Source organism: Serratia sp. Nf2 (assembly GCF_003028435.1).
Classification (GTDB): Bacteria; Pseudomonadota; Gammaproteobacteria; order Enterobacterales; family Enterobacteriaceae; genus Serratia; species Serratia marcescens_L.
This window is the reverse complement of the sequence record NZ_PYTW01000021.1, coordinates 1-5,477: the sequence shown is the minus strand read 5'-3', so window position 1 is coordinate 5,477 and position 5,477 is coordinate 1. Positions and strand designations below refer to the sequence as shown.

Annotated in this window: 5 protein-coding genes, 4 tRNA genes, 1 rRNA gene and 1 other RNA gene; 9 read left to right on the top strand and 2 right to left on the bottom strand. The window is 52.3% G+C overall.

Annotated features, from left to right (window positions below; genetic code table 11):
- The first annotated feature begins 5 nt into the window (after positions 1-5).
- The 3 genes from rrf (at position 6) to birA (ending at position 2,495) form a co-directional block, all read left to right on the top strand.
- Positions 6-121: ribosomal RNA gene (rrf, locus tag C9411_RS25040) — 5S ribosomal RNA — on the top strand.
- 377 nt (positions 122-498) lie between these two features.
- A complete protein-coding gene (murB, locus tag C9411_RS25035) occupies positions 499-1,536 on the top strand; it encodes a UDP-N-acetylmuramate dehydrogenase (RefSeq protein WP_107228143.1) in 1,038 nt (345 codons plus the stop codon).
- A complete protein-coding gene (gene birA, locus C9411_RS25030; protein ID WP_063988434.1) occupies positions 1,533-2,495 on the top strand; it encodes a bifunctional biotin--[acetyl-CoA-carboxylase] ligase/biotin operon repressor BirA in 963 nt (320 codons plus the stop codon). The genes murB and birA overlap by 4 nt, the downstream gene beginning before the upstream one ends.
- A 45-nt stretch (positions 2,496-2,540) precedes the next feature.
- Here the strand turns inward: birA and coaA are convergent, their stop codons facing one another.
- Both coaA and C9411_RS25020 read right to left on the bottom strand, forming a co-directional pair.
- The gene (gene coaA, locus C9411_RS25025; RefSeq protein ID WP_107228142.1) at positions 2,541-3,491 is read right to left on the bottom strand and encodes a type I pantothenate kinase; all 951 of its coding nucleotides are present in this window, start codon (positions 3,489-3,491) and stop codon (positions 2,541-2,543) included.
- A gap of 219 nt (positions 3,492-3,710) precedes the next feature.
- Positions 3,711-4,259: a GNAT family N-acetyltransferase gene (locus C9411_RS25020; RefSeq protein WP_063988436.1), complete on the bottom strand. Its 549-nt coding sequence runs from the start codon at positions 4,257-4,259 to the stop codon at positions 3,711-3,713.
- A gap of 396 nt (positions 4,260-4,655) precedes the next feature.
- Between C9411_RS25020 and C9411_RS25015 the strand changes: the two genes are divergently transcribed.
- The 6 genes from C9411_RS25015 to C9411_RS24990 form a co-directional block, all read left to right on the top strand.
- Positions 4,656-4,731 (top strand) — tRNA-Thr (locus C9411_RS25015).
- A 25-nt stretch (positions 4,732-4,756) separates the two neighbouring features.
- Positions 4,757-4,841 (top strand) — tRNA-Tyr (locus tag C9411_RS25010).
- Between the two features lie 46 nt (positions 4,842-4,887).
- A non-coding RNA gene (locus C9411_RS25005) (RtT sRNA) lies at positions 4,888-5,003 on the top strand.
- Positions 5,004-5,039: 36 nt separating this feature from the next.
- Positions 5,040-5,114, top strand: a tRNA-Gly gene (locus C9411_RS25000).
- Between the two features lie 6 nt (positions 5,115-5,120).
- A tRNA-Thr gene (locus tag C9411_RS24995) sits at positions 5,121-5,196 on the top strand.
- A 109-nt stretch (positions 5,197-5,305) separates the two neighbouring features.
- Positions 5,306-5,477: GTP-binding protein (locus tag C9411_RS24990; RefSeq protein WP_227255718.1), on the top strand; the 172-nt coding region annotated here is incomplete at its 3' end.

Below are 5,477 nucleotides of genomic sequence, written 5' to 3'. Positions count from 1 at the left end.
ATTTGCCTGGCGGCAATAGCGCGGTGGTCCCACCTGACCCCATGCCGAACTCAGAAGTGAAACGCCGTAGCGCCGATGGTAGTGTGGGGTCTCCCCATGCGAGAGTAGGACACTGCCAGGCATCAAACCAAGCCGAAAGCCCTGAACTGACGTTCAGGGCTTTTTGCTATGCATAAAATAAATATCCTGACTGTATCTATTACTTTGGGAAATAGCCTTTTTGGCATATGTAGCTTAGTCTTATAAGGCAGCATAATGTTTTTTGCCAGAAAAGTGGCTAGCTCAATATATAATTGATAGCTCCAGATTATTATTTAAATAATAAAAATATCTATCTATGAACATGTTGATGAGAATTATCCGGATATATCAAAGATAAATCTTAATTCTTCAGTGTATTAGTCGATGAATTTCACGTTAATTAAAACAAATATTAGCCAGACGCCTCGAATCGAGTAGACTAGGCGAAAGATTATTTCCGTATGGGTACTGAACGTTATGTCTACTGAAAGCGCGTCTTTAAAAAACCACAATACGTTTGCGCTCCCGGTCAACGCAGCGCACCTGATCATAGCCGATAGAATTGAGCTGATGCTCAAGGTGTGGCAACAAACGCGCAAGCGTCAGGAGCCGCTACTGATTCTCGGTGAAGGTAGCAACGTGCTGTTCCTGGAGGATTTTTCTGGCACGGTAATGGTCAATCAGTTGAAGGGTATCGACGTTCGGGAAGATAGCGATGGTTGGCATCTCCACGTCAGCTCCGGTGAAAATTGGCATGACCTGGTGCAATATACGTTGCAGGCCGGGATCTGTGGCCTGGAAAACCTGGCGTTGATTCCTGGATTAGCGGGCTCCGCCCCTATCCAGAACATCGGCGCCTACGGCGTCGAATTGAAAGACGTCTGCGAATATGTCGATCTGCTGGACTTCTCTACCGGTGCTATCGATCGCATTCCGGCTGCCGAGTGTGGTTTTGGCTACCGGGAAAGTATTTTTAAACACCGTTTCCAAACCGGGCATGTCATTGTTGGGCTGGGTCTTCGTCTCAATAAACAATGGCAACCCAAATTGAGCTACGGCGATCTGGCCAAGCTGGATCCTGCCACGGTGACGCCACTTCAGGTATTTGAATCCGTATGCGCCATGCGCCGCAGCAAACTGCCCGATCCGCGTGAAACAGGCAATGCCGGCAGCTTCTTCAAGAATCCGCTGGTGAGCGCAGAGAAAGCCGCAGAACTCATCGCCAAATGCCCCGGCATGCCGCATTATCCGCAGCAGGATGGCCAGGTGAAGCTTGCGGCCGGATGGCTTATCGATCAATGCGAACTGAAAGGATATCGTATCGGTGGTGCTGCGGTACACCGCAAGCAGGCGCTGGTGCTGGTGAACATCGACAACGCTCACAGTCAGGATGTGGTGGCGTTGGCGAGCCACGTACGCAAGACGGTGGCCGATAAATTCGGTGTGTGGCTGGAACCTGAGGTGCGTTTTATTGGCGCGACCGGTGAGCTGAATGCCGTAGCGGTGCTGTCATGAAAGATACCAAGGTTCCGTTAAAACTGATCGCACTGCTGGCCGACGGCGAATTCCATTCCGGGGAACATCTCGGTGAGTCACTGGGCATGAGCCGTGCGGCGATCAATAAGCATATTCAGACCATTCGCGAATGGGGACTGGATGTCTTTACCGTGCCCGGAAAAGGCTACAGCCTGCCTGGCGCCATCCAGCTGTTGGAAGCCGAGCGCATCCTCAGCCTGCTGGAAGACAAGCGCGTAAGCGTGTTGCCGGTGGTCGATTCCACCAACCAATACTTGCTGGACCGCATCGCCGAATTGCACTCTGGTGACGCCTGCGTCGCTGAATACCAACAGGCAGGGCGAGGACGCCGCGGGCGGCAGTGGATCTCACCATTCGGCGCTAATTTGTACCTGTCGATGTTCTGGCGGCTGGAGCAGGGTCCGGCTGCGGCCATGGGGCTTAGCCTGGTGATCGGGATGGTGATGGCGGAAGTTCTGCAGCGTCTCGGTGCGGCTGATGTGCGCGTGAAGTGGCCTAACGATCTTTATCTGAACGATCGTAAATTGGCTGGGATCTTGGTCGAACTGACGGGAAAAACCGGCGATGCGGCTCAACTGGTCATCGGCGCCGGCATCAACCTGGCGATGCGTGATACCAATGCCAGTGCCATTACCCAGGGATGGATTAATCTACAGGAAGCGGGAATTCAGATCGATCGCAATGAGCTGGCTGCAACCCTGCTTAATGAACTGCGTCAGTCGTTGAAACAGTTTGAGATAGACGGACTGGCACCCTTTATCGGTCGCTGGCGTACCCTGGATAACTTTATCGACAGGCCGGTCAAGTTGCTGATTGGCGAGCGGCAGATTGTGGGTATCGCCCGAGGAATCGATGCGCAGGGCGCACTGCTGCTGGAACAAGACGGGGAGATCAAACCCTTCATCGGTGGAGAGATATCGCTGCGAAGTGCGGAATAGTTAGAGAAAGGGGGACGGTAACGTCCCCTGAATCGATCGGTAGGCTTACTTTCTTAAACGCACGCTTTCAACGGCGTGGTTAGCGCTTTTGGTCATAATTAGGCTGGCGCGTTCGCGTGTAGGTAATATATTCTGCTGCAAATTCAACCCGTTAATTTCATTCCATAATTGGGTGGCGATATTAACTGCTTCCGGTTCCGGCAATTTTGAATAGTGATGGAAATAAGAATCGGGATTGGAAAATGCGCCTTGACGGAATTTCAAGAAGCGATTGATATACCAGCTTTGCAATAGCGTCTCCGGAGCATCGACATATATAGAGAAGTCAACAAAATCGGAAACGAATACGCGATGCGGATCGTGAGGATAATCCATGCCGCTTTGCAATACGTTAAGCCCTTCCAGGATCAGAATATCCGGTTGCTCGATGACTTTATTACCTTCGGGCACAACGTCATAGATCAAATGCGAATAAACCGGAGCGGTGACGCGTTTGGCACCGGATTTCACTTCCGACACGAATTTCACCAGGCTATGCATATCATAAGACTGCGGGAAGCCTTTTTTCTTCATCAGACCGCGTTCATTCAGCACCTTATTAGGATGCAAGAAGCCGTCGGTCGTGATCAACTCAACGCTGCGGTGTTCCGGCCAACGGCTCAACAACGCTTGCAACAGACGTGCGGTCGTGCTCTTGCCTACGGCTACGCTGCCGGCGATGCCGATGACATAGGGAATCTTTTGCCCGTCGGTGCCGAGGAATTGCTCGAGCACCGCCTGCCGACGCAGGTTGGAACTGATATAGAAGTTCAACAGACGTGACAGAGGCAGATAAATCTGCGCAACTTCTTCCAACGAGAGATCTTCGTTAATCCCTTTCAGTTTAACGATCTCTTCTTCCGACAACGTCAGCGGCACCGAATCTCGCAACGCAGCCCATTGGGTACGATCGAACTGTAGGTAAGGCGTTGCTAAAGATTGATCTCTTTTTATCATAAGCCAAATTCTGCCTGTTAACGCAGGTTGGGAAAGGCGGCGGACGCCAACTCCAGAGAATAAACAAGCTGCATATTATAGACAGCTTCGTTTTTGGCGTAGACTTTTTTCGCAAAAGTTGTCGATAGGCAGCAGTTTATGTCAATTGTGCGAAGCGGCACGCAGTTGATAAAGCGGGGTTGCAAGGCGGTATCATCAGGGCCGGATACCGCCTGAAGGCTAGCTGGCGATGGCGCGCGAGGGTTGGTTCACGCTGAACAGACGTTTGTAATAAATGACGGTCGGATGGTAATGCCCATCGGGCCCCGCCGCATAATCCGGTAGCTCGCCCAAACAGCGATAACCCAGGCTGCGATAAAGCGCTTCTGCCGCCGAACCGGCCTGCGTATCCAGGTACAATAGCCCGCGCTGCTGTTGCAGTGCCGCGTGCTCCAGTGTTTTCATCAGAGCCTGACCTACGCCGTTGCGACGAGCGCGGCTATGCACCAACAGCTTCACCACCTCCGCACGATTACGGCCGTTCGGCTTCTGGCAGAGCTCGAGTTGCACGGTGCCAACGACGCCGCGCTCGTCACGGGCAATCCACAGCAGCAGTTCACCTTTGGCCAAGGCCGGTCGCAGACTGTGGAAGTAGCTCTCGGCGTCTTCCTGAGGAATTAAGGTGTCGTAACCGACAGAAGCGCCGTGCGTGACGGCATCGGTCAACAGGCGGGCCAATTCATCGCGGTAAATCGGCAGCGTAGCGGCGTTGATAGGCACTATTTTCATCGGTCATTCCTCCTGGGAGCGGGGTAATGAAGAGAAGCAATAACTGAGCCACAGCGGTGAAAGGCATGGCGACGGCAAAAGGGCAAGGGATCAGTGTAGCCCGCGCCGCAGTCCGGGGCAGGTATCCCCTTTTTGGTGCATCGATCCCGCTCACAGTTTACCGTCGCGGGTTAAGTGTTTTGAGAAGCCCGACACGGAGAAAGCGGCGCTCAAGGCTTGCAAAAAGTGGATAAAATTGTAGAGAATGATTGCCGCGAGTGATGAATGTTTGCACGCCGCAGGCTGCGAATTGCATGACAGTATGCAAAATTGACTGATTTATGAGCGAAAGTGCGCGTAAAGCAATTTTTTTGTTGCATAGGTCGCCCGCTCTACCTAGAATGCGCTGCACTTGATGCCGGCTTAGCTCAGTAGGTAGAGCAACTGACTTGTAATCAGTAGGTCACCAGTTCGATTCCGGTAGCCGGCACCATTCAAGTCACAAGTAATTAAAATCTGGTGGGGTTCCCGAGCGGCCAAAGGGAGCAGACTGTAAATCTGCCGTCACAGACTTCGAAGGTTCGAATCCTTCCCCCACCACCAAATCTTGCCTTCGGCGATTAACTGAGATGCGATAAATACCGCAACGGTTGATGGCGGGAGGAGAGGGCGGAAGCCTTCGGCAAGGTTCGAGCTGTGCAGCGCAAGGCGCAGCCGGCCCGAAGGATGCGAGCCGAGTGATGAACAATCCTGCTCCATCCCAAAATTCTACAGAAAAATCAGGTAGCCGAGTTCCAGGATGCGGGCATCGTATAATGGCTATTACCTCAGCCTTCCAAGCTGATGATGTGGGTTCGATTCCCACTGCCCGCTCCAAGATGTGCTGATATAGCTCAGTTGGTAGAGCGCACCCTTGGTAAGGGTGAGGTCGGCAGTTCGAATCTGCCTATCAGCACCACTTCTTAATTTCTCGCCCCCTGATTTTCTTTCTGTTCTGGATTCAACGAGCAAATGCTTGGTTGATGTGGTGATACCACCGATTTATCCGTGTCTTAGAGGGACAATCGATGTCTAAAGAAAAGTTTGAACGTACAAAACCGCACGTTAACGTCGGTACTATCGGCCACGTTGACCACGGTAAAACTACCCTGACTGCAGCGATCACTACCGTACTGGCTAAAACCTACGGCGGTTCTGCACGTGCTTTCGACCAGATCGATAACGCGCCAGAAGAAAAAG

What these genes read in the sequence shown, in the direction of transcription:
- coaA (WP_107228142.1), bottom strand. Translation starts at nt 3,491, where the DNA reads ATGATAAAAAGAGATCAATCTTTAGCAACGCCTTACCTACAGTTCGAT.
- C9411_RS25020 (WP_063988436.1), bottom strand. Translation starts at nt 4,259, where the DNA reads ATGAAAATAGTGCCTATCAACGCCGCTACGCTGCCGATTTACCGCGAT.
- birA (WP_063988434.1), top strand. Translation starts at nt 1,533, where the DNA reads ATGAAAGATACCAAGGTTCCGTTAAAACTGATCGCACTGCTGGCCGAC.
- murB (WP_107228143.1), top strand. Translation starts at nt 499, where the DNA reads ATGTCTACTGAAAGCGCGTCTTTAAAAAACCACAATACGTTTGCGCTC.